This window comes from Picosynechococcus sp. PCC 7117 (assembly GCF_001693275.1).
Taxonomy (GTDB): domain Bacteria; phylum Cyanobacteriota; class Cyanobacteriia; order Cyanobacteriales; family MRBY01; genus MRBY01.
Genome location: NZ_CP016477.1, coordinates 2,172,599 through 2,192,970, shown reverse-complemented (window position 1 = coordinate 2,192,970; position 20,372 = coordinate 2,172,599). Strand labels below are relative to the sequence as shown.

24 protein-coding genes and 3 tRNA genes are annotated in these 20,372 nt (G+C 50.1%); 16 read left to right on the top strand and 11 right to left on the bottom strand.

The window, feature by feature from the left end; genetic code table 11:
- The first annotated feature begins 9 nt into the window (after nt 1-9).
- The 3 genes from AWQ22_RS10600 to AWQ22_RS10590 all read left to right on the top strand — a co-directional run bounded on the left by AWQ22_RS10600 (nt 10) and on the right by AWQ22_RS10590 (nt 2,940).
- Nucleotides 10-693, top strand: a complete 684-nt coding sequence (locus AWQ22_RS10600) for a 4'-phosphopantetheinyl transferase superfamily protein (protein WP_065711055.1) — start codon at nt 10-12, stop codon at nt 691-693.
- 68 nt (nt 694-761) lie between these two features.
- On the top strand, nt 762-1,862 hold the full coding sequence (locus tag AWQ22_RS10595; RefSeq protein ID WP_065711054.1) for a branched-chain amino acid ABC transporter permease: 1,101 nt from the start codon (nt 762-764) through the stop codon (nt 1,860-1,862).
- Nucleotides 1,863-1,980: 118 nt separating this feature from the next.
- A complete protein-coding gene (locus AWQ22_RS10590; RefSeq protein WP_065711053.1) occupies nt 1,981-2,940 on the top strand; it encodes a DUF362 domain-containing protein in 960 nt (319 codons plus the stop codon).
- A 107-nt stretch (nt 2,941-3,047) separates the two neighbouring features.
- Here AWQ22_RS10590 and AWQ22_RS10585 read toward each other — a convergent pair.
- Both AWQ22_RS10585 and modB read right to left on the bottom strand, forming a co-directional pair.
- Nucleotides 3,048-3,118, bottom strand: a tRNA-Gly gene (locus AWQ22_RS10585).
- A gap of 91 nt (nt 3,119-3,209) precedes the next feature.
- Complete coding sequence (modB, locus tag AWQ22_RS10580; protein ID WP_065711052.1) at nt 3,210-3,911, bottom strand: molybdate ABC transporter permease subunit; 702 nt, start codon at nt 3,909-3,911, stop codon at nt 3,210-3,212.
- Nucleotides 3,912-4,155: 244 nt separating this feature from the next.
- Between modB and AWQ22_RS10575 the strand changes: the two genes are divergently transcribed.
- Both AWQ22_RS10575 and AWQ22_RS10570 read left to right on the top strand, forming a co-directional pair.
- A complete protein-coding gene (locus AWQ22_RS10575) occupies nt 4,156-4,476 on the top strand; it encodes a Mo-dependent nitrogenase C-terminal domain-containing protein (RefSeq protein ID WP_071925387.1) in 321 nt (106 codons plus the stop codon).
- A 104-nt stretch (nt 4,477-4,580) separates the two neighbouring features.
- Complete coding sequence (locus AWQ22_RS10570) at nt 4,581-4,832, top strand: hypothetical protein (protein WP_012307691.1); 252 nt, start codon at nt 4,581-4,583, stop codon at nt 4,830-4,832.
- Nucleotides 4,833-4,987: 155 nt separating this feature from the next.
- On the opposite strand, the gene AWQ22_RS10565 is transcribed toward AWQ22_RS10570, so the two are convergent.
- Nucleotides 4,988-5,072 (bottom strand) — tRNA-Leu (locus AWQ22_RS10565).
- 313 nt (nt 5,073-5,385) lie between these two features.
- Between AWQ22_RS10565 and rpsD the strand changes: the two genes are divergently transcribed.
- The gene (gene rpsD, locus AWQ22_RS10560) at nt 5,386-5,994 is read left to right on the top strand and encodes a 30S ribosomal protein S4 (RefSeq protein ID WP_030006662.1); all 609 of its coding nucleotides are present in this window, start codon (nt 5,386-5,388) and stop codon (nt 5,992-5,994) included.
- A 123-nt stretch (nt 5,995-6,117) separates the two neighbouring features.
- Nucleotides 6,118-7,260: a hypothetical protein gene (locus AWQ22_RS10555; RefSeq protein ID WP_065711050.1), complete on the top strand. Its 1,143-nt coding sequence runs from the start codon at nt 6,118-6,120 to the stop codon at nt 7,258-7,260.
- 27 nt (nt 7,261-7,287) lie between these two features.
- On the opposite strand, the gene AWQ22_RS10550 is transcribed toward AWQ22_RS10555, so the two are convergent.
- From AWQ22_RS10550 to AWQ22_RS10540, 3 genes are all read right to left on the bottom strand, one after another.
- On the bottom strand, nt 7,288-7,668 hold the full coding sequence (locus AWQ22_RS10550) for a hypothetical protein (RefSeq protein ID WP_157094614.1): 381 nt from the start codon (nt 7,666-7,668) through the stop codon (nt 7,288-7,290).
- A gap of 82 nt (nt 7,669-7,750) precedes the next feature.
- Nucleotides 7,751-7,999 carry a Ycf34 family protein gene (locus AWQ22_RS10545; RefSeq protein WP_030006665.1) on the bottom strand — a complete coding sequence of 83 codons (249 nt, stop codon included), beginning with the start codon at nt 7,997-7,999 and terminating at the stop codon, nt 7,751-7,753.
- Nucleotides 8,000-8,141: 142 nt separating this feature from the next.
- Nucleotides 8,142-10,169 carry an elongation factor G gene (locus tag AWQ22_RS10540; RefSeq protein ID WP_065711048.1) on the bottom strand — a complete coding sequence of 676 codons (2,028 nt, stop codon included), beginning with the start codon at nt 10,167-10,169 and terminating at the stop codon, nt 8,142-8,144.
- Nucleotides 10,170-10,438: 269 nt separating this feature from the next.
- On the opposite strand from AWQ22_RS10540, the gene AWQ22_RS10535 reads away from it, so the two are divergent.
- Nucleotides 10,439-11,326, top strand: a complete 888-nt coding sequence (locus AWQ22_RS10535; RefSeq protein ID WP_232321343.1) for a lipopolysaccharide assembly protein LapB — start codon at nt 10,439-10,441, stop codon at nt 11,324-11,326.
- Between the two features lie 38 nt (nt 11,327-11,364).
- Here the strand turns inward: AWQ22_RS10535 and rph are convergent, their stop codons facing one another.
- Nucleotides 11,365-12,087 (bottom strand): ribonuclease PH, encoded by a 723-nt coding sequence (rph, locus tag AWQ22_RS10530; protein WP_065711046.1) that lies wholly within the window; start codon nt 12,085-12,087, stop codon nt 11,365-11,367.
- 113 nt (nt 12,088-12,200) lie between these two features.
- A tRNA-Lys gene (locus tag AWQ22_RS10525) sits at nt 12,201-12,272 on the bottom strand.
- A gap of 279 nt (nt 12,273-12,551) precedes the next feature.
- Between AWQ22_RS10525 and clpS the strand changes: the two genes are divergently transcribed.
- Genes clpS through AWQ22_RS10510 form a run of 3 tightly spaced genes read left to right on the top strand, consistent with a single transcriptional unit; the run spans nt 12,552 to nt 14,110 of the window.
- Nucleotides 12,552-12,845: an ATP-dependent Clp protease adapter ClpS gene (gene clpS, locus AWQ22_RS10520; RefSeq protein WP_012307683.1), complete on the top strand. Its 294-nt coding sequence runs from the start codon at nt 12,552-12,554 to the stop codon at nt 12,843-12,845.
- Nucleotides 12,846-13,133, top strand: coding sequence for a DUF2103 domain-containing protein (locus tag AWQ22_RS10515; RefSeq protein ID WP_012307682.1), 288 nt, complete (start codon nt 12,846-12,848; stop codon nt 13,131-13,133).
- A 41-nt stretch (nt 13,134-13,174) separates the two neighbouring features.
- Complete coding sequence (locus tag AWQ22_RS10510) at nt 13,175-14,110, top strand: YegS/Rv2252/BmrU family lipid kinase (protein ID WP_030006669.1); 936 nt, start codon at nt 13,175-13,177, stop codon at nt 14,108-14,110.
- Here AWQ22_RS10510 and AWQ22_RS10505 read toward each other — a convergent pair.
- Both AWQ22_RS10505 and ureG read right to left on the bottom strand, forming a co-directional pair.
- Complete coding sequence (locus AWQ22_RS10505; RefSeq protein ID WP_065711045.1) at nt 14,076-14,837, bottom strand: hypothetical protein; 762 nt, start codon at nt 14,835-14,837, stop codon at nt 14,076-14,078. The two genes, AWQ22_RS10510 and AWQ22_RS10505, sit on opposite strands and share 35 nt — an antisense overlap.
- A 167-nt stretch (nt 14,838-15,004) precedes the next feature.
- Nucleotides 15,005-15,604, bottom strand: a complete 600-nt coding sequence (gene ureG / locus AWQ22_RS10500) for an urease accessory protein UreG (protein WP_012307679.1) — start codon at nt 15,602-15,604, stop codon at nt 15,005-15,007.
- A 165-nt stretch (nt 15,605-15,769) separates the two neighbouring features.
- On the opposite strand from ureG, the gene AWQ22_RS10495 reads away from it, so the two are divergent.
- Nucleotides 15,770-17,035 carry a dihydroorotase gene (locus tag AWQ22_RS10495; protein ID WP_065711044.1) on the top strand — a complete coding sequence of 422 codons (1,266 nt, stop codon included), beginning with the start codon at nt 15,770-15,772 and terminating at the stop codon, nt 17,033-17,035.
- Between the two features lie 73 nt (nt 17,036-17,108).
- Here the strand turns inward: AWQ22_RS10495 and ahcY are convergent, their stop codons facing one another.
- Entirely contained in the window at nt 17,109-18,485 is a 1,377-nt protein-coding gene (ahcY, locus tag AWQ22_RS10490; protein ID WP_065711043.1) for an adenosylhomocysteinase, read from the bottom strand.
- Nucleotides 18,486-18,737: 252 nt separating this feature from the next.
- On the opposite strand from ahcY, the gene grxC reads away from it, so the two are divergent.
- The 4 genes from grxC to AWQ22_RS10470 are packed head-to-tail and all read left to right on the top strand — an operon-like array spanning nt 18,738 to nt 20,327.
- A complete protein-coding gene (gene grxC / locus AWQ22_RS10485) occupies nt 18,738-19,043 on the top strand; it encodes a glutaredoxin 3 (RefSeq protein ID WP_065711704.1) in 306 nt (101 codons plus the stop codon).
- Nucleotides 19,040-19,516, top strand: coding sequence for a tRNA adenosine(34) deaminase TadA (tadA, locus tag AWQ22_RS10480; protein WP_198166484.1), 477 nt, complete (start codon nt 19,040-19,042; stop codon nt 19,514-19,516). Before grxC ends, tadA begins: the two co-directional genes overlap by 4 nt.
- Nucleotides 19,517-19,568: 52 nt before the next feature.
- Nucleotides 19,569-19,964 carry a phosphomannose isomerase type II C-terminal cupin domain gene (locus AWQ22_RS10475; RefSeq protein WP_062435131.1) on the top strand — a complete coding sequence of 132 codons (396 nt, stop codon included), beginning with the start codon at nt 19,569-19,571 and terminating at the stop codon, nt 19,962-19,964.
- A 33-nt stretch (nt 19,965-19,997) separates the two neighbouring features.
- Complete coding sequence (locus AWQ22_RS10470; protein ID WP_062436632.1) at nt 19,998-20,327, top strand: iron-sulfur cluster assembly accessory protein; 330 nt, start codon at nt 19,998-20,000, stop codon at nt 20,325-20,327.
- The last annotated feature ends 45 nt before the right edge of the window (nt 20,328-20,372 follow it).

The window sequence follows — 20,372 nt, the reverse complement described above, 5'->3', positions numbered from 1 at the left end:
AGACCGTCCATGGCAGTGTCGGTGGAATATTGGTTAATTTCCCTGGAAAAACTGGGACAGTCGAAGGCACTGTGGTGGCTCTTGAGCGATGACGAACAACGGCGAGCCAAGGAGTTTAAATTCCTAGACTTGCAACGGCGTTTTATTCTGGCACGGGCTGGTTTAAGGCAAATCCTTGGGTTTTATCTCCAGCGAGATCCCAGGGCGATCGCCTTTGATTATGGTGACCACGGGAAACCGCTGTTGCCGGACATTGCGTTTAATTTATCCCACACAAAAAAATTAGCCCTTTGTGCCGTTAGCTTGGATATTCCCCAAGGTCACTTAGGGGTGGATTTAGAAGCAAAAAGACGAAAAAGTGACATTTTAGGGCTTGCAAAACGATTTTTTACGGCAGCAGAATTTGATTTCCTGCGACAGCTCCCAGAAACAGCGCGACAATCGGCCTTTTTACAACTCTGGACAGCAAAAGAAGCCTACCTAAAGGGCACCGGTTTAGGCTTACAGGGGGGATTAGACGCCGTTGAAGTGCACCTAAAACCCACACCCCAACTCATTACCCCAGCCCCGCAACCTTGGTCGTTATTTTTGGGGGAGCCGGATCAAAATCATTGGGGGGCGATCGCCATTGATCAACCCGGTGCCCAGTTTACAAACCGGGGGGAATGGATGCTATATGATGGGGCAGTTTGAGGCTTTCCTTCGTCTTCTTAAAACAAGCTTTTTAATCTCCATCCCTATAAAAAAAATCACAAATCACTATGGTCGGCTATCTCGTCTATCTCACCATCTCAGCGGCAACCTACGGCATTTTTTGTCTGGGCCTCAATTTGCAATGGGGCTTTACGGGCCTGATTAACTTTGGTCATGTGGCTTTTATGACCGTCGGTGCCTATGCCACAGTTTTACTCTCCAGCCAAGGCGTGCCCTTACTGCTTTCTCTCGCCATTGGGGCTGGGGTCGCGGCTTTACTGGGGCTGCTCATTGGCCTCTCAACCCTGCGGCTGCGGGAAGATTATTTGGCAATTGTGACCATTGGGGTGTCTGAATTGGTGCGGTTGGTGGCCCTCAACGAAGAATGGTTAACCAGGGGAGCCTTTGGGGTGCAGGGTTATCCGTTGCCCCTGGGAAGTTTTCGACCGAATCAGGTGGGTAAGATTTCTTTGATCTTTTGGTTGACGATCATTGCAATTTTTGCGGCATGGCAACTGTGGCGGGGGTTGCGCTGGCGCTGGAAAAAACTCAAAAAACAGGAAAAATCTGGTTTAGGGGTGATTGTCTGGGGCATCCTTGGGAGCGGCATCATCACCAGTTTGTTTATCAACGGCTGCATTGCCCTCCAAAATTACAACTACAAAGCAGGGCTGATGTTGCTGTCGGTGGTCGCCTTGACTTTGGTTTATGCCGGTCTGGAATATCTGGTGCAATCCCCCTGGGGTCGGGTGCTGAAGGCGATTCGCGAAGATGAGGAAATCCCCCGTGCCCTTGGTAAAAATGTTTTTTGGTATAAGTTGCAGGCCTTTATGCTCGGTGGGGCGATCGCCGGTGGAGCGGGTTCTTTTTATGCGTGGCAGTTGACCAATGTTTATCCGGCTAATTTTGATCCGTTAGTCACCTTCAACGCTTGGACAATTGTGGTGTTGGGCGGTGCTGGCACGAATCCCGGTACTTTAATTGGTGCGCTCATTTTCTTTGCCTACGACTCCCTGACGCGGTTTGTGTTGCCCCAGTTAAATTTGGTGGACGATGCCCGCCTCGGCGCATTACGGATTATGGTGATTGGTCTAATTTTGATGGTGCTGATGGTATGGCGGCCCCAGGGCATTTTGGGGAATAAAGATGAGCTGACCCTCGGTAAATAATTGGCAAAATTTCCGGCATTACCGTTATTACTGCTGAGATAAACATAACGTCCTGGCATTTCCTACGTTAATCTATGGGGAATGCTTTTTTGTCGCCCATTATCTCCGTTCATTTGCCATGTCTACCGTTAGCTTACTTGCGGCCCAAGCCTACGAACTGCCCGAACTGCGCCAATCCCTTGAAACTTTGCTGGAGCCTTGGGGGGGGATGGCGGCTTTTGTGAAACCAGGCGATCGCGTTTTGCTAAAACCGAATATGCTCACCGGGGCACGGCCGACCAAAGAATGCATTACCCGTAAGGAAGTGGTTTACTGCGTCGCCCAGATGGTTTTAGAAGCAGGCGGCAAACCCTTTATTGGTGACAGTCCGGCTTTTGGGTCGGCCCAGGGAGTCGCGAAAAATAACGGCTATTTACCCTTGCTCGAAGAGTTGGGGATTCCCCTGGTGGAATTCCACGGCAAACGGTACCGCACGGAAGGGGACAACTACCAAAATTTACGCCTCTCGAAGGAAGCGATGGAGGCGGATGTGGTGATTAATCTGCCCAAGGTAAAATCCCACGTGCAACTCACCCTGACTTTGGGCGTGAAAAATTTGTTTGGCTGTGTGCCTGGGAAAATGAAAGCTTGGTGGCACATGGAAGCGGGCAAAGATCCCGAACAGTTTGCAACGATGCTCATCGAAACGGCCCAGGCGATCGCCCCGGATTTGACGATCCTTGATGGGATTATTGGTCACGAAGGCAATGGCCCCAGTGGTGGCGAACCGAAGCAATTGGGCGTATTGGGGGCTTCTACGGACGTTTTTGCCCTAGACCGGGCGATGGTGGATATTTTAGGCGTTGAACCGGAATTAGTGCCGACGGTGGCGAAATCCATGGAACTAGGACTCTGTAGTGATCTGGCAAACATTCACTTTCCCCTAGCGACGCCGCAACAGTTGGCGATCGCCGATTGGAAACTCCCCGAAGCCCTGATGCCCATCGACTTTGCCCTGCCCCGCATTCTCAAGTCTACTTTTCGACACTTCTACATTCGCTTTATCAAAGAACCCATGGCTTCCTATAGCGGCAAGTAGGTTGAGTTTGGCCCTGCCTAGTTGCAAAATTTAGTCTGGGCCAACATAAATTATCTAACCCAGAATTCCTTCTCGGACAATGGCAGCTTTCGGTTTTCTGTAAACTAAGCGGGTGAGGGGAATCGAACCCCTATCATCAGCTTGGAAGGCTGAGGTTTTACCACTAAACTACACCCGCAAGCGGTTTAGACACTCACACAAATCTAGCATCTTTAAGTCACTTTGACCAGAAAAATCATAAATTTTTTCTCTTCTTCCCCAAGGGATTACTACCGGAAAAACTGTGGTTTAGTCGCGGTACGAGATTCTAGGTATTGGGTCATTAATAGGCTGAGGAAAGAAATCCCCGTCAAAATCGCCACAAATATGGCCGCAAGGGTCTGATCGCCCGTTTGCACCGCTTCATAAATGGCCATGGGCATCGTTTGGGTTAACCCAGGGATATTGCCAGCTACCATCAGGGTTGCGCCAAATTCACCGAGGGCCCGGGTAAAACTCAGCAAAATTCCCACTAAAACGCCACGGTTTGCTAACGGCAGCCACACCCGCCAAAAAATTTGCCATTCCGATTGCCCCAGGGTCGCCGCTGCCTCCAAATAAATAGGATTGACGCTTTGTAGGGCTGCTTTGGTGGTTTTAAACATAAGTGGCAGAGCCATGACCGTCGCTGCGATGGTGGCCCCCTGCCAGGAAAAAATTAGGCGAATTTGAAACCATCGAGCTAACCAGAATCCCAGTAAACCCTGTTGACTCAAGAGTTGTAGTAAATAGAAGCCAACGACGGTGGGCGGCATCACCAAGGGTAAAGTGGCGATCGCCTCTAGCCAAAATTTCCCCCAGAACTGATAGCGCACAACGCCATAGGCCAACCCTCCCCCAAAAAACGTCGATAAAATCGTGGCGAATCCGGCCACCTTGAGGGAAATCCACAGGGCAGGCAACACAACGGCGATCGCCTCAGGCGAGAACATCAAACCCCAGACCTCAAAACGCGCTTAAAGTTCAAAAAACAGCGGAGAATCCCAGAAAAAATCTCGATTTGCCGGAAAATTGTCAATTCAATCACGTTTTTTCCAAGCCAATTTATCGATACTAAAATAGAGTTAACCCCTGAAACAAGTCGGCATTTGTTTGGCGATCGCCCCAAAATCCCCTACACCAAATTTTCCCATCATCGCTCCGCACACCCATCATTTTTATCAAGGGCTCATCTCAATGCACTCTTCTCCTAGTAATCGTCATCATCTTCATTATTCTGGCCTTTTTCGCAACCGACGCTTTGATTTATTCCAATCCCTACGATTTTGGCTCAATGCCATCGAATTCACGACCCCCGAAGCCGCTCACCTTGTCTGTCGCTTGATTCCCGCCCAATGTCCCTTTGCCCGCGATGTGAGCCTTTTAGGGCGCGTTTTATTTAGTATTCCGCCCCTGTGCAAACTCAACCCCCTCTACAACGAACTGGTCGCACTCCGCTTCCGAGCCCTCACCTTCCTCGCCGAAACCGGTGAAAACATCAATATGTACTGCCAATGAGAAACACAGCCCTATGGCAGATCCCACAACCTGAGATACACTAGGTCAAGAATCAATTACCCTTTGGTTTTCCTGAATTTGACCCCTGCTGAGTACAAGACCCTATGCCCAGACAAGCAGACGAATACGCTATTTTTTTCCTGATCGAAGGTGGTCACCGCGAGGAAGTTCGCTTTAGCGACATCAAAGAATTTCAAAAATGGTACAGCAGTGTTCTAATTCCCAAGGCTGAGGCCGACGACTTTATCAATGTGCCGATTAAGAATATGCAGGGAGAATTTATGGTTGTTCGCCCTTCTAGCATCAAGGCCATTCGGGTAGAACCTGTATTTCTCGGTAGTATTGAGCGTTTCTAAAATATTTCGTTCTTGGAATTATTTGAACTTCATCGGATCACATTGTCCAGTGATTTATCTGATACCGTACAGCTCAGAATCGGCCCAGTTTCCTTTGAAAAGCACTGAGGGTCGTGACACAAATATTAATCTGAAAGTACGAATTTGACTTTTGATGGGGGTAGAGAGACTTGAACTCTCACGACATTTTACTGTCAACGGATTTTAAGTCCGCAGCGTCTACCATTCCGCCACACCCCCGTTTGGGCACTCTTACAAGTAAATCATAGTTTTTAGGTTTCGACAAGCATTCACCTCTGGCGATCGCCCCGAAAAGGCAATTTATTCACTGTTTCGAGTGGGAGCATGATATGCTTGTTAAATTGTGGAATTTTCTAAAATCCTCGATTGTCTCTATTGGAAAGACAGTCGAACTTTGGAATGTTTACAGCCCGTGGGACGTCAAGTTTCGACCTCCCTCCCGTGGGTAAAAATCTCAAAAAGAGCCGTAGTAAGCGGTTTGAGGTCTTTATTTCTACATCCATTTTTTACTTGTAAGGAGAAAGAAAACCTTATGGCTCGTTATCGTGGAGCACGTCTACGCATCACCCGTAGACTCGGAGAACTACCGGGTTTAACCCGTAAAAGCGCCCGTCGGGAATATCCCCCGGGACAGCATGGCCAGGGTCGCCGCAAGCGTTCTGAATATGCAATTCGTTTGGAAGAGAAGCAAAAGCTACGCTTCAACTATGGTGTATCTGAGAAACAGCTCATTCGTTATGTGCGTAAAGCGCGGCGGACGACTGGTTCTACGGGACAGACCATTCTGCAATTGTTAGAAATGCGCTTGGATAATACTGTCTTCCGTCTGGGGATGGCTGGTACCATTCCTGGGGCGCGCCAGTTGGTAAACCATGGTCACATCTTGGTTAATGGCCGGGTTGTGGATATTCCGAGTTACCAATGTCGTCCTGGAGATGTGATCACCGTGCGTGACCGCGATCGCTCTCGGAAATTGGTCGAAGCGAACATGGAATTTCCTGGTTTAGCGAATATTCCCAGCCACTTGGAATTTGATAAGCCAACTCTAACCGGTAAGGTTAACGGCATCATCGAACGGGAATGGGTTGCACTCCAAATTAACGAGCTACTCGTGGTGGAATACTACTCTCGGATGGCCTAAATATTATTTGGCAATTTTTGCAAAGTTCATTTTTGGAAATGGGGCAATTATGCCCCTTTTTTTGTGGGGGAGAGTGGCTAGAATGAAGGGAATGTCAGAGGCGATCGCCTTTTTTATGTTGCCATGGTTCAGTCTGTTCCGATCCTCAAACAAATTCAGGTCGCCCTTGCGGCAAAGGACTATGGCCAGATGCGCCAACTGCTGTTGCAATGGCAAAAGGTAGACCCTAAAAATCCCTGGTTTCGTTTGTATGTGGCCCGCTGGTGTGAAGCAACGGAACAATGGCAGAAGGCCGAAAAAGGTTATCGACGGTTACTCAAAGGCGTTTCTGTGCCCAAGGTGGTCACCCAAGCGCGGCAAGGTTTGGCCCGGCTCGAAGCACGGGAATTAGCTCTCACCCAGGCGGCGATCGCCCAGGAGAAGGCCGCCCCCGGCGGAGAAGCCTATGGCCTGATAGTGTTAGAGCCCATTAGCCCCAAACAAAAGAAAACGGCCGCCCAATATTTCGCGACGATATTACGCACCGATGCCTACTCGGCGGGATTGCAGCTGCCCCTGAAATCTTGGCGTTTATTTCGCACAGGTGCCCTGGGGGAACTGCGTTTTTTAAAGAAAGCCCTCATCCAAGGCAATATTCTCAGTTTTTGTCTCTCTTTGGCCCAGTTGCAAAATATTCAGGTGATCCAAGTCCAGACTATTGAGCAACTCGATCCCCATCTGGTGTTCCGGGGCCTTGATGAAACCCAGCAGACCGTTGAATACACAGTGCCTTGGCCAGAAATTTCCCAATGGGTAACGGGCATGTTGCCAATTTTTGAAAAATCCCTAGAAAAAGACGGTCGCGGCAAACCCTATTACAAAACAAAAGTCCTTGATTATGCCCAATTTTGCGATTTACATTGGGGCGATCGCCAACTAATTCTCCGGCTAAATGACCAGCATTACCAATTCCAGCAGGGATTATCTTTTCTCGAAGCCACCCAAAATCCCATCGAACAGCTCAGTAACCGCCGCAACTGGAATCAACTGCAACATCGTCTTGCTGAGCATCTTAGCCATAGTCGAAAATGGTCAGACTTTAAAAGTTTTGCGAATAATGCCCGTGACTTTCCGGAACTGTTGCGCAAAATCCAACCTCAGGTGAATCTATTCCGCCAGGAAACTCACCAAGATACCTATTGGGATCCGGCCTGGCACCTCTACAGCACAATTATTTTCGCCCATGGTGCCGAAACCCATTTTGAGGCGATCGCCCAAAAAAACTAACGATTGATTTTGCTAACTTAAATAACCCTAAAAAGTCGGCACCGTATCGGTGCGCATGTTGGGGTTGCTGCCTGAACTGGAGTTGGGGTTGGTTGCATTGGGATTCGGCAGCGTCTCCACCGTCCCCGCACAATAATCAGACGCGGGCCAAGCGGCAATGCGGGTATTGTTATTGCGGAAATTTACGAGGAAAGACCGGTATCGCTCCAGACTAGACCGATCTTTGGGACTAATGCGCTTCATGGTGTCGAGGACTTGGATCGCCCGGGGCCAGTTTTGCCCGCAGAGGGCTTCTCGCATCTGAACATTGAGAAAGCCATTTTTCATATTGGCCTGGGCGATCGCCTTTGACCCCGGTAGGAGCATTCCCGCCAAGGCACAGGCCCAAACAAAACCCTTTATCTTCATCGGATGTTTCCTCACAGCGATGTTCACGCCCATATTTTACTGGAGAAAACCCGTGGACTTTTGCCAAGGGTTAAGCGATTGTTCAAGTGGGAATTGCCTCCCCCGGTCGGAGCCGTGCCCATTTTCCTTTTTCTTGGGAAAAACTCGCGCAACCCACCACATCCCATTCCATTTCGATCATTTCCCCTTCGGAGCGGATATTGACGTTGATCGTCGGTTCGATGGGCGAAAAATCAGGCTGGTCGGTCAGGTGGGGTTGTTGGTGCTGGGTTTCAACGACATGGTAGGTTTCGCAGCGGTCAACATATTCACAGTCCACGCAAATGCACATGGGGCGTACCTCCAGGGGTTACGGAACTTTGTTTTAGTATAGCGAGATCCCCAGAGGCGATCGCCCCCAAAAAGAATCCCCAATGCCACACACACCAGGGATTCATTACTTTTTGGCAATAACTTTTTGGCAATAATTAGATTTAATGATCTTTTAGGGTTGCCAAGACCTGCTCCGAAACTTTATCCGGTACCTCCTGGAGGTGGTCATATTGCCAATCAAAAAAGCCGACCCCAAAGGTGAGCGATCGCAGTTCGATGATTAAATTGTGCATTTCAGCGAGGGGGAAATAACCCGTAATGTGGTCCCAACCGCGCCAATCGGTCAAACTTTCGTAGCCGAGAATTTGACCCCGTTTACTGCTGATGAGCTGCAAGGCGTTGGAGGTAAATTCATTGGGAATATAGATATTGATCAGCAGAATAGGCTCTAGCAACTGAGGATCACAGAGGGGCATCCCTTCCGTCATCGCAATGCGCGCCGCTTGTTTAAAAGCCTGCTCAGAACTGTCTACGGCATGATACGAACCGTTGGTGAGGGTCACATCCACATCCACCACCGGGAAACCCAAAGGCCCCTGAGTTAAGTATTCCCGCACTCCCATTTCCACCCCAGGAATGTACTGTCTGGGGACAACGCCACCGACGATGGTTTCGTGGAATTGAAAACCCGTGCCCCGATTGAGCGGTTTAATTTCGAGGTACACATCCCCAAAGGCCCCATGGCCCCCGGTTTGGTGTTTGTAACGACCATGGGAGCTACCACCATGGCGGATTGTTTCTTTGTAGGGCACCCGTGGTAAATGGGTCGTCATCGGTAGGTTATATTTGCGGCGGAGACGTTCGAGGGCCACCTGGAGATGGATATCCCCTTGGCCCCAGAGGATGACTTCGTGGGTGTCACCATGTTGTTCCCAGGCCAGGGATGGATCTTCATCGACTAGTTTGTTGAGGGCATTACTCAGCTTGACTTCATCTTTGCGATTTTCTGGGGCGATCGCCAAAGCATAAACCGGTTGCATCACCGTGGCTGTCCGGAGCGGCTTCAGGGGTTTATCACCACTACTGAGGGTTTCGCCGACCTTGACATCCTCCAGGCGAGCCAGGGCAACAATTTCTCCGGTAATCGCCCTTTGGATCGGCTTTTGTTGGTGTCCCATCAGTTGGTAAATTCCCGCTGGTCGGAGACCATTGAGGAGCATCCCTTCCTGGAGTTCCCCTTGCCAAACCCGCACTAGGGATAGTTTTCCACCCTGGGGCGTATAGAAGTTCTTTAAAACCTGCACAACGGTTTCCTGGGGGGAAGCTTTGAGTTCCCGACGGGCGGTGGTATCCACAGGGGCCGGGGCCTCCTGCACCAAAATATCGAGGAGTGGTCGGACACCATAATCTTCGCTGGCAATCCCAAACACCACGGGCACAATTTGATCTGCGCTGAGTTCCTTGCGGAGATCCTGGAGAATTTCTTCTGAAGAAGGGGCTACTTCTTCCAGGAGCATTGCTAAAAGTTCATCATCAAAGTCGGCCAGGGTTTCTAGCATTTCTTCCCTGGTGATCTTTTCTTCAATGTGCAGTTCTTCCGGGAAAGGGACTGGATCTGCTGGACAGTCGGGATGGTAGTGATAGGCTTGTTCTGAAACTAAGTCGATGTAGCCCAGGAGGGTTTGCTGATCCTTGCGGATGGGGTACTGTTGGGGCACCAAGGGACGGTTCGAGGCTTCCTGGAGGGCAGCGAGGACATCGAGGAAGTTATTCTTGGCCCGATCCATTTTGTTGATAAAAACGATGTGGGGAATATTCCAATCGTCGAGGAATTTAAACAGGGGCGACAGAGTGAGAATTCTTTCGGTTTCTGGCTCACAAACAATCACAGCGGTGCCGACGCCCACAAGGGCATTGTAAGTTTCCTGGAGAAATTCAATGGAGCCGGGGCAATCGAGAAAGGTCAGTTCGATATCTTGATATTTTGTGCTGGCGATGGACAGTTCGACGCTCATAGTATGGTCACGGGCCTCGGGGCTACTGTCGCCAACGGTATTTTTGTCTTCGATGCGGCCTTTGCGAGTAGTGGCTTGGGTGAGAAAAAGTAGGCTTTCGAGGAGGGTGGTTTTACCCGCAGAATAGGGGCCAATGATCGCGATGTTACGGATATTTTCGGTCGTTCTGGTCATGATTTTCTCGTCTCGTGATTGAAGCAGGGGGCGCAATGGGGCAATATTTGCGGGGAAGTAGGAGATGATCCGCTGAAAAACGCTGGAACTTATGGGAAAAGCTAATCTTCTTGGGTAAGAGGGACAAGATACGCCCTAGTGGTAAGCCTAACGCCGTTTGGCAGCCTGCCGCGTAAAACTGATATGTCTCGTAAGGTATTTTGCGTTTAAGTTTAAGTTGGATAAATATCTGTAAATCTGTGCTGAATTTGTTTACGCTTCGCAATGTTTTGATCGCGCTGATCTTGGTGGGTTGGCCGAGGGGAGGGGCGATCGCCCAAGACGTTCCCCAGACTTCAGTGCCGCAAGCATGGCCGAGCATTACCCCAACAACTCCGGCAGCCAAAGCTAAGCTCAGTGAGGGATTAGCCCTCATCCAACGGGGAAATTTAGACGGGGCGATCGCGCAATTTCAACAGGCGATCGCCCTTGATCCGCTCCTGTGGCAGGCCCATTACAATCTGGGTTTAGCCCTGGGGCAACGGGGTGATTTACCAGGCGCAGCCCAGGCTTTTAGCGAAACCATTGCCCTTCAGCCTAATTTTGCGGTGGCCTATGGCAATCTAGGGGGAGTGCTCATTGATAGTCAAAATTGGCCCCAGGCAGAAACCTATCTGCGGCGGGCTTTATCTTTAGATCCTAATTTGGCGATCGCCCATTACAATCTCGGCTTAATTCAGCGTCACCAGGGCAACCGGGATGCCGCGATCCAAGCGTGGCAAAGGGCCCGTGAACTGGCTCCCAATTTTCCTGACGCTACCATCCAACTGGCGGAGCTGTACCTCGCCGGCGATCGCCCCGAAGCAGCCCAACCCTTGATCCAAGATCTCTTGCAAAATCAGCCGAACCTCGCCGCTGTGCATTATCTCCAGGGACGTTTGCTCACCCAGCGGGGGGATTTTTCGGAAGCCCTCGCCGCTTTTCGGGCCAGTAGTGAGCGGGATCCAACCTACGCCAATGCCTACTTTGCAGCGGCCCAACTTCTGATCAGAAATAATCAACGTGCCGCCGCGATGCCCCTGTTGGACTATGCCCATTCCCTCTACGGCCAGCAGCAACAGGCTCCCTGGCTAGAAGCAGTTCAAGCTCTCCGGCAACAACTACAGAATCCAAAGTAGGGTCAAAAATAAGTGATCGCCTTTTCCCAAAAAATCCATTAGTGAATGGCTTTTGTTTGTAGGGTCATAATGGTTTGAATCCCTTTTTCTGCAATATCGAGAATTTGATTCAGTTGGGCGCGGTTATAACTGCCTGCCTCGGCGGTGCCCTGCACTTCGATGAGATTTAACGCCTGGCCGCCGATCATCACCACATTGAAATCCACATCCGCCGCCACATCTTCGAGGTAATTCAAATCGAGGTAAGCTTGCCCGGCGATGAGACCCACGGAAATGGCCGCCACTGGGGCAATAATCGGCGATTTCCCTAGGATGCCTGCCTTGACTAAACGCTCACAGGCGATCGCCAAGCCCACATAACCCCCTGTGATTGCCGTGGTCCGTGTTCCCCCATCGGCCTGGAGCACATCCGCATCGATGGTAATTGTCCGCTCGCCCAAAGCCTTGAGATCGATTGCCGCCCGTAAACTGCGGCCGATCAGGCGTTGAATTTCCTGGGTGCGCCCCGATAATTTCATAAACTCGCGCCGTTGCCGTTCTGGGGTTGCGCCGGGCATCATCCGATATTCTGCGGTGAGCCAGCCTTGGCCACTATCCCGTAAAAATAGCGGCACCCCTTCCGCCACGGAAACCGTGCATAAAACCTTGGTATCGCCACAGCTTGTTAAAACAGAAGCCTGGGCAAATTTTGTGAAATCTAGCTCAAACTTAAAGGGACGCAGTTGATCGAAGAACCGATTATCCGGACGCTGCCAAACCATAGCTTACTCAAAACACAAACACAGCCCATCATACCGGAACCTTTCCCAAAGGCCATGTAGAGCAAAAAATGGGAAGTCCCACAAACATGATGCTTGCAGGACTTCCTAAAAAATGGGTCGTCAGAGATTCGAACTCTGGGCCAATCGGTTAAAAGCCGAGTGCTCTACCGCTGAGCTAACGACCCGTCGTGCTTTTCAACACAGTTATACAATGTAGCACCGAATTTTTGAAAGCGCAAGGTTTTACGTTAACTTTTTTCTGAGAAATGTCGCCAACCGAGTCAATGGGCCACCCACATCTTGTCAAGCAGGGGGGTTCTCTCTAGAATAAAGGGCATTATCGGCGCAACTTTTGCCCCCAGAGGAAGTGATTCTGGTTACTAAACCAAATGCTTCTGTCATAAATTTTTTTACACATTTGTTTTAACGTTCTTCGTCTATCCCAAAGGATTGATTCGGTTACCATGGCCCCTGCTCCCGGCATTCTCAAAGAAAGCGATCGCCAAACAGTCCGTAAGCCTTACCCAAACTTTAAGGTGATTGTCCTCAACGATGATTTCAACACCTTTGAGCATGTTGCCCATTGTTTAATGACCTACATCCCGAATATGACGGCGGATCAAGCTTGGAATTTAACCAATCAAGTGCATTTCGATGGTCAGGCCATTGTCTGGGTCGGCCCCCAGGAACCAGCGGAACTTTATCACCAACAATTGCGACGGGAAGGTTTGACCATGGCTCCCCTTGAGGCGGCATAGATGGCATCAGAGGAAAAAGGAAGACTCGTTTGGAATCATTCGACCCACATTGAGGGGTTGATCCCAGTGCTCGAAAAATTAGTTAACTGTGAGGGGATTCGCACGATCACCCCAGGAGCTCTCAGTCGAACCAGAGGCAATATTCCCCGGTTGAAACTGCGGGTGTCTGTGCCATTGCAAGGGGGCTTTAAGGTCATTGCCCGCAAGGGAAAATCGGTCCAGGAGGTTTTTATCATTACTGACCTCGCCCAGGAACAACTCCAAGCGGCGATCGCCACGGTACTCTAGGAAGTCTAGGGCGAACTTTTCATATCCCCTCGTAGAACGCTATGAAAAAAGTGCATCTCATTTTTAATCCGGTATCCGGTGCGGGCCATGCCCCCCAGGAACTGGAACAAATTCGAGCCAAGCTCCTCGATCAGGTTGAGCTTGAGGTTCAATTTACCTCCCCCGAAGAAAGTGCGACGGCCTTGGCAGAAACGGCGATCGCCCAGGGAGCTGATCTCATCATTGCGTCTGGGGGCGACGGCACTGTTTCAGCGGTGGCGACAGTTTTGATGCACAGTAATATTCCCCTGGCCGTTATTCCCCGGGGGACGGCCAATGCCTTCGCGGCGGCCTTAGATATTCCCACAGCTATCGACCAAGCCTGTGATGTGATTTTGCAGGGACAGCCCCAACAGATCGACTGCGCCACCTGCAATGGTCAACCGATGATTCTTTTGGCTGGGATTGGCCTAGAGGCGGCGACCATTGGCGAAACTGACCGGGATAGTAAACAACGGTTTGGTTTCTTTGCCTATTTGTCCACGGCAGTACAACAACTGCAAAAGCTGCAACCCTTCCAGGCGACCCTCGATTTTGGCGATCGCCAACAAACCTTTGACGACGTGCTCGCGATCACCGTAGCGAACTTAGCGCCCAGTACCTCGATTTTGGCCCAGGGAACAGGCGGGGCATCAGGTCAAGATGCCCTACTCGATGTCACCGTTCTCACCATGGCTGACGAGGGAGAGCTTTTTGGTTTGCTCAGTGCGTCCTACGAATTGTTCCAGGCAGCTCTCCAAGACAATCCCGCTGATCATCCCCATATCCAATCTTGGCGCACCGCCGAGTTAACAGTAACCACCATGTCGCCCCAGGCTCTACTCTTAGACGGAGAATTGCTAGAGGAAATAACCACGGCCCAGTTTGCGGCGGTACCCCGGAGCCTCTGGGTGCAGCTTCCCCCTAAAGCGGCAACCCCCCCTGAAGAATCACCGTAATCCCTGCAATTAATAAACCCAAACCAATTAGCCCTAAGCTCCCCAAAATGATCACGATACGGGCGCGGGGTTGGTGGGTAATCACCCAAGGGATGAGGATTTTGTGCTGGCGATCGCGCCGGATCAGCTTGCCATAGATATAAACCGGATCCCCCGCCACCCAAATGTATTCCCGCAAAACCAGCCCCCGATGATTTCCTAGGGGGCCTCTGGGGTTAATGTGATTCGCTTCTAAAAAGGCGATCGCCTGGGGATCTTTGAGGGGCATGAAAATGTTTTGCTGCACTTGGTAATGGCATTTGCCGAGGCCCACGTAGTTATCCAGTTCCTGCTGGGGAGACGACAGCACAACTCGACTTTTCCCGATGGCGATCGCCGTGCCAGAGCGTTGCTGACGGGGGAGCACTTCTAGGATTTGTTGTTGATCGGCGACAAAAAAAGTGCTTTGAGAAGTTTGATCGATGAGGCGTCTCGACTGTTTTCCTCGCGTTTCTATCACCGTCAATTGCCATCTTAGACAGGTCGTTTTTGTTAAGGGAGAAAGAATACTTTTGCCAACGCTATATTGTCCCTGAAAATAAATTTTCTCACCAGGGCGAATTTGGCCCAGGGGAGGCTTACGGTAGCTCAGCAAAGGACGTAGTTGCTGACCAATAGTTGCTTTGAGGAGCATTCCCCCAAAGAGAATGAACCAAAAACCGATAAACCAGGCAAAAAAGTAAGACATTATTAGAAGAGGCTTCTTTTACTTTTCAAATCGCCTAAAAAGCCACCATTGTTTGAGTTGGATGATTATGTGAAAATGCCATCAAAAGCAATTTTAAAAATACTTATAAATTCATTTGGAAGACAAAAAAATTAGTTCTTTAAATTAGTATTATTTTGTTTTTTACACTACTCAAGAATATGTTTTTTGATGAAATCAAGCACCGCTTCTAAGCCAGTTTGGGTCTTGAGATTGGTGAAAATAAAGGGCTTATCCCCCCGCATTTTTTTTGCATCGCGATCCATCACGTCTAGGTCAGCGCCCACTGCTGGGGCTAAATCGATTTTGTTAATGACCAACAGATCCGATTTGGTGATTCCAGGGCCACCTTTACGGGGAATTTTGTCGCCTGCGGCCACGTCAATCACATAGATCGTCACATCCACGAGTTCCGGGCTAAAGGTCGCCGCCAGATTATCGCCCCCACTTTCAACGAACATCAGGGTCAAGGGCTGAAATTTTTCTTCGAGTTCGGCGATCGCCGCCAAATTGAGGGACGCATCTTCGCGGATCGCCGTGTGGGGACAGCCTCCTGTTTCAACTCCCATAATGCGTTCTGGGGGGAGTGCGCCGGAGCGGGTTAAAAACTGGGCGTCTTCTTTGGTGTAAATGTCATTGGTGACGACGGCGATCGCATATTGGTCGCGTAGGGCCTTACATAGGGCATCCAAAAGGGCTGTTTTCCCTGACCCCACTGGCCCCGCAATGCCCACTCGCAATGCACTCATTTTTGATTCACTCCAAAATCACCACAAAATCATCATAGTGAGACCGATTCGCTTTTGTCGTAAATGTTGTTGAATTTCACAAAGTCCAGGGGGATTTGGGGCAGAAACAGTAGAATGGGGGACGGATTTTCATGGAAGGGGAATATTTCGGTGGTAAGCGCGGCAATGGATAACGTTGTTTTACGGCAGGTGCGGGTTCTGGATCCCGTGGCCAACTTGGATCATCGCCAAGATGTCTGGTTTAAGGATGGTCAGCTCCAGGCGATCGCCCCCCAATTGTCAGATCTCCCCGCCGCAGTAGAATCCATCGAAGCCGAAGACCTGATCTTGGTGCCCGGTTTAGTGGATCTTTATAGCCACAGTAGTGAACCTGGGTACGAAGCCCGTGAAACATTAAAGCAACTCGCCCAAGGTGCCCTCGCCGGGGGGTTTACCCAAATGGGGATTTTGCCGAAGACTCAGCCTCCCCTCGATAATCTTGGCCAACTGCAAAGCTTTCAACAACTCATCCAGCAATTACCCGGCCCCAAACCAAATTTTTTACCCTGGGCTGCCCTGACGAAAAAATGCCAAGGGGAAAGTCTCACGGAATTAGGAGAACTCGCGACCGCAAACATTGCCGGATTTAGCGACGGCCAAGCACTAAGCAATTGGCTTCTGCTGCGGCGTACCCTTGAATATTTACGCCCCCATCACCGACCCATCGCCCTCTACCCGCAAAATTTAGCCCTCCATAACGGGGGAACGGCCCGCTACGGCAAAGTGAGTTTAGCCTATGGCCTCGTGGAGGAATTAGTCTCAGTAGAAACCACGGCGATCGCCTCGATCTGTGAACTGGTGGCCGAACTGAAAACCCCTGTCCATCTTATGCGCATCTCCACCGCCCGGGGGGTCGCCTTAATTGCGGAAGCCAAACAGCGAGGATTGCCAATTACTGCCAGTGTTTCTTGGATGCATCTGCTCTGGAATACGAAGGCCCTCAGTACCTATGACCCGAATCTCCGCCTAGATCCACCCCTTGGTAATCCCGAAGATCAACAGGCTTTAATCGAGGGCGTGAAAACTGGGGTCCTTGAGGCGATCGCCATTGACCACCAACCCTATCTCTACGAAGAAAAAACCGTCAGCTTTGCCGAAGCCCCTCCCGGTGTGATTGGTTTAGAAATTGCCCTGCCAATCCTCTGGCAAAATTTTGTTGTCTCCCAAGAATGGCAACCCCTCCAACTTTGGCAAGCCCTCAGTACCAATCCCCAGAAATGCTTAGGTCAGGAAATAAAGGCGATTACTCCCGAAAATTGCCAACCCCTAATCCTCTTTGACCCCAGCAAAACCTGGCAGGTTAACCACGAAAATCTCCACTGTCCCCAAACCAATACTCCCTGGTGGCAAAAAACGCTCACGGGCAAAGTGATCAATACATTTTTAGGTTAAAACCCGCCCTCAAAAAGGGGTTGATCTGGGTCAACCCCTGTCATGGTTATTCAAGTTAAAAAGAAATCAAGCTTTAGTACTTATAGCTTTCCGTTTTGAAAGGCCCTGCCACAGGCACATGGATGTAATCCGCTTGGGTTTGGGTGAGTTGGGTGATCACGCCGCCAAAACCTTGCACCATGTAGCGAGCCACTTCCTCATCAAGATGCTTCGGTAACACCTCAACCGTAATCTTGCGTTCACTGGGATCTTGGTTAGCAAACTGGCGCTCGAACAAGAACATTTGCGCGAGAACTTGGTTAGCAAACGAACCATCCATAATCCGGGAGGGGTGCCCCGTCGCATTCCCCAGGTTAACCAAACGACCTTCCGCCAAGAGAATCAAAAAGTCCTGGGGGTCATCACTACGATAAACCTTATGGACTTGGGGCTTGATTTCTTCCCACTGCCAGTTTTTCCGCATGTAAGCAGTGTCAATCTCATTATCAAAGTGACCAATGTTGCAAACCACTGCACTGGGCTTTAGGGCAGCGAGCATGTTGGCATCGCAAACATTAAAGTTACCGGTGGCCGTCACCAAGAGATCCGTATTCGCCAAGAGATCTTTATTGATGCTTTCTGGCCCATTGTTGATGCCGTTAACGAAGGGTGAAACCACTTCAAATCCATCCATACAAGCCTGCATCGCGCAGATGGGGTCAACTTCAGTGACCTTGACGATCATGCCTTCCTGACGGAGGGACGCAGCCGAGCCTTTGCCCACATCGCCATACCCAATCACCAGGGCTTTTTTCCCGGCGAGGAGGTGGTCAGTGGCGCGTTTAATCGCATCGTTTAAGCTGTGGCGGCACCCATACTTGTTGTCGTTTTTCGCTTTGGTAACGGAGTCGTTAACGTTAATGGCGGGGATTTTTAGTTCGCCCTTTTCGAGCATTTCGTAGAGACGATGGACGCCAGTGGTGGTCTCTTCGGTGACGCCATGGATGCGGGAGAGCATTTCGGGATAGGTAGTGTGGATGTAGCCTGTCAGGTCACCACCATCGTCGAGGATCATATTGGCATCCCAAAGTTCGCCGTCAGGGGTGCGGCAGGTCTGCTCAATGCACCACATGTATTCTTCTTCGGTTTCCCCTTTCCACGCAAAGACGGGTACGCCTGCCTCGGCGATCGCCGCTGCGGCATGGTCTTGGGTAGAGAAAATATTACAAGATGACCAACGCACTTCGGCCCCCAGTTCGACCAGGGTTTCAATCAGCACCGCCGTCTGAATGGTCATGTGGATACAGCCAATAATCTTTGCCCCAGCTAAGGGCTTGCTTGCACTGTATTTTTTCCGGATGGTCATGAGGGCGGGCATTTCGCCTTCGGCGATCGCAATTTCCTTGCGGCCCCAGCTTGCCAAATTAATATCGGCGACCTTGTAGTCACGGGTGAGGGTTGAAGTGCTCATAGTTTTGCTGTTGAGTTAATGTCCAGAGAAAGGTGATTAAAAATATATTGTGGCTGATCTAGAAATATATCGATCCGGTCATCATGCCACTCGCTCGCATGGCTCAGATAGAATTTTCCCTTAGGATCAGCAGTGTTTAAAGTATTCTAAAGTTTAACCTTAAGTCCATTGACTTTGTCAGTCCTATGTTGAGTGTGAATGGGCATAATTGGCGGCAGAGCAATAATTAAGGGTATGGGAGAATGTCAAAAAATGTTTGATTGCCTAAAGTCGCTATTTGGAAAAAAAGCAACGGGGATTCATGCCAAGGTTGAAATTTATACTTGGCGGACTTGTCCCTACTGCATTGCAGCGAAAATGTTGCTCTTTTTTAAAGGGGTACATTTCACGGAATACAAAATTGATGGGGATGAGATTGCCCGTAAAAAAATGGCAGAGCGGGCCAATGGCAAGCGTACTGTCCCCCAGATTTTCATTAACAATGCCCACATCGGCGGTTGCACAGATTTATTTGCCCTTGAACAAAAAGGCGAACTAAACGTATTACTACGCCAGTGATTACCCAAGTAGAATATCAACGCCATTATCACTGGATGCAAAAGGCGATCGCCCTCGCAAAAGTTGCCGGACAATCCGGAGAAATCCCCGTCGGTGCTGTGATTGTTGATGGCAAAAATCAATGCCTTGCCCAGAGTGGTAATCGTAAAGAAAAAACCCAAGATCCCACCGCCCACGCCGAAATGCTGGTGATCCGTGCTGCCAGCCAGATGCGCCAAGATTGGCATCTCCAGGACTGCACCCTCTATGTCACCCTCGAACCCTGTCCCATGTGTGCCGGAGCGATGATTCACAGCCGTCTTAAGCAAGTCGTTTATGGTGCTGATGATCCGAAAGCAGGCGCTCTACGCAGTATGGCTAATTTTCCCGATGCTCCCTTTTCTAATCATTCTTTCCCAGTTCTTGGTGGGATCGCAGCAATGGAATGTCGGCAACTTCTCCAGAATTGGTTTCAACACAATTGCCGTCCCTGACGCATAATGGGAGGCAAGTATTTATGTTGTCATCTACGGTTTTTGAGTGCCCATGATCTTGACGGGACAATCCAGCAGCTCTACCACCACGGCCCCAACTCAACCATGCCCCACTGATTCTCGACCCTGGGGTACTTTTACGATTCTCGATGAAGGGCCAGGCTACAAAATCAAACGCATCGAAGTGAAACCCGGTCATCGCCTCAGTCTCCAGATGCACCACCATCGTAGTGAACATTGGATCGTTGTGTCTGGAACGGCCCACGTTGAATGTGGCGACAAAACTGAACTCCTGACCCCAAACCAATCCACCTACGTCCCGGCCTGTACCAAGCATCGCCTCCAAAATCCTGGCGTTGTGCCCTTGATCTTGATCGAAGTGCAGAATGGTGAGTACCTGGGCGAAGATGATATTATTCGCTTCCAGGATGACTATGCTCGCCAGTAGAGCTTGGTTACCATTGGCTTTTCTTTTTTTGAAATGATTCAAATCACTCCGAGCGCCGCCCAAGAAATTAAACGTATCCAGCGTAGTCGTCAAGCGACTGATAGTTATCTCCGGATCACTGTGCAGTCTGGCGGCTGTTTAGACTACATCTACCAATTTTCTCTAGATGCTGAACCCCAGAGCGGCGATCGCCAAGAAACGATCCGCAATATCAACATCTTGATTAATCACAATGATGTCGAGCAGCTCAAAGACCTCAGCATTGACTACTCCGAAGATTTAATGGGGGGAAGCTTTCGGTTTAAAAATCCCCACACAATCAAAACCTGCAACTGTGGTCAGTCCTTTCAGAAAGAACCTTGACAGTAGCCGATCTTTGTCACTAAGATTGTAATTTGTCAATGTTAA

Coding starts and splice junctions, on each gene's coding strand:
- AWQ22_RS10595 (WP_065711054.1), top strand. CDS start 762: ATGGTCGGCTATCTCGTCTATCTCACCATCTCAGCGGCAACCTACGGC.
- AWQ22_RS10470 (WP_062436632.1), top strand. CDS start 19,998: ATGATTCAAATCACTCCGAGCGCCGCCCAAGAAATTAAACGTATCCAG.
- AWQ22_RS10510 (WP_030006669.1), top strand. CDS start 13,175: ATGAAAAAAGTGCATCTCATTTTTAATCCGGTATCCGGTGCGGGCCAT.
- AWQ22_RS10475 (WP_062435131.1), top strand. CDS start 19,569: ATGATCTTGACGGGACAATCCAGCAGCTCTACCACCACGGCCCCAACT.
- rpsD (WP_030006662.1), top strand. CDS start 5,386: ATGGCTCGTTATCGTGGAGCACGTCTACGCATCACCCGTAGACTCGGA.
- clpS (WP_012307683.1), top strand. CDS start 12,552: ATGGCCCCTGCTCCCGGCATTCTCAAAGAAAGCGATCGCCAAACAGTC.
- AWQ22_RS10600 (WP_065711055.1), top strand. CDS start 10: ATGGCAGTGTCGGTGGAATATTGGTTAATTTCCCTGGAAAAACTGGGA.
- AWQ22_RS10540 (WP_065711048.1), bottom strand. CDS start 10,169: ATGACCAGAACGACCGAAAATATCCGTAACATCGCGATCATTGGCCCC.
- grxC (WP_065711704.1), top strand. CDS start 18,738: ATGTTTGATTGCCTAAAGTCGCTATTTGGAAAAAAAGCAACGGGGATT.
- AWQ22_RS10555 (WP_065711050.1), top strand. CDS start 6,118: ATGGTTCAGTCTGTTCCGATCCTCAAACAAATTCAGGTCGCCCTTGCG.
- ahcY (WP_065711043.1), bottom strand. CDS start 18,485: ATGAGCACTTCAACCCTCACCCGTGACTACAAGGTCGCCGATATTAAT.
- ureG (WP_012307679.1), bottom strand. CDS start 15,604: ATGAGTGCATTGCGAGTGGGCATTGCGGGGCCAGTGGGGTCAGGGAAA.
- AWQ22_RS10495 (WP_065711044.1), top strand. CDS start 15,770: ATGGATAACGTTGTTTTACGGCAGGTGCGGGTTCTGGATCCCGTGGCC.
- rph (WP_065711046.1), bottom strand. CDS start 12,087: ATGGTTTGGCAGCGTCCGGATAATCGGTTCTTCGATCAACTGCGTCCC.
- AWQ22_RS10550 (WP_157094614.1), bottom strand. CDS start 7,668: ATGAAGATAAAGGGTTTTGTTTGGGCCTGTGCCTTGGCGGGAATGCTC.
- AWQ22_RS10590 (WP_065711053.1), top strand. CDS start 1,981: ATGTCTACCGTTAGCTTACTTGCGGCCCAAGCCTACGAACTGCCCGAA.
- AWQ22_RS10545 (WP_030006665.1), bottom strand. CDS start 7,999: ATGTGCATTTGCGTGGACTGTGAATATGTTGACCGCTGCGAAACCTAC.
- AWQ22_RS10505 (WP_065711045.1), bottom strand. CDS start 14,837: ATGTCTTACTTTTTTGCCTGGTTTATCGGTTTTTGGTTCATTCTCTTT.
- AWQ22_RS10515 (WP_012307682.1), top strand. CDS start 12,846: ATGGCATCAGAGGAAAAAGGAAGACTCGTTTGGAATCATTCGACCCAC.
- AWQ22_RS10575 (WP_071925387.1), top strand. CDS start 4,156: ATGCACTCTTCTCCTAGTAATCGTCATCATCTTCATTATTCTGGCCTT.
- modB (WP_065711052.1), bottom strand. CDS start 3,911: ATGTTCTCGCCTGAGGCGATCGCCGTTGTGTTGCCTGCCCTGTGGATT.
- AWQ22_RS10570 (WP_012307691.1), top strand. CDS start 4,581: ATGCCCAGACAAGCAGACGAATACGCTATTTTTTTCCTGATCGAAGGT.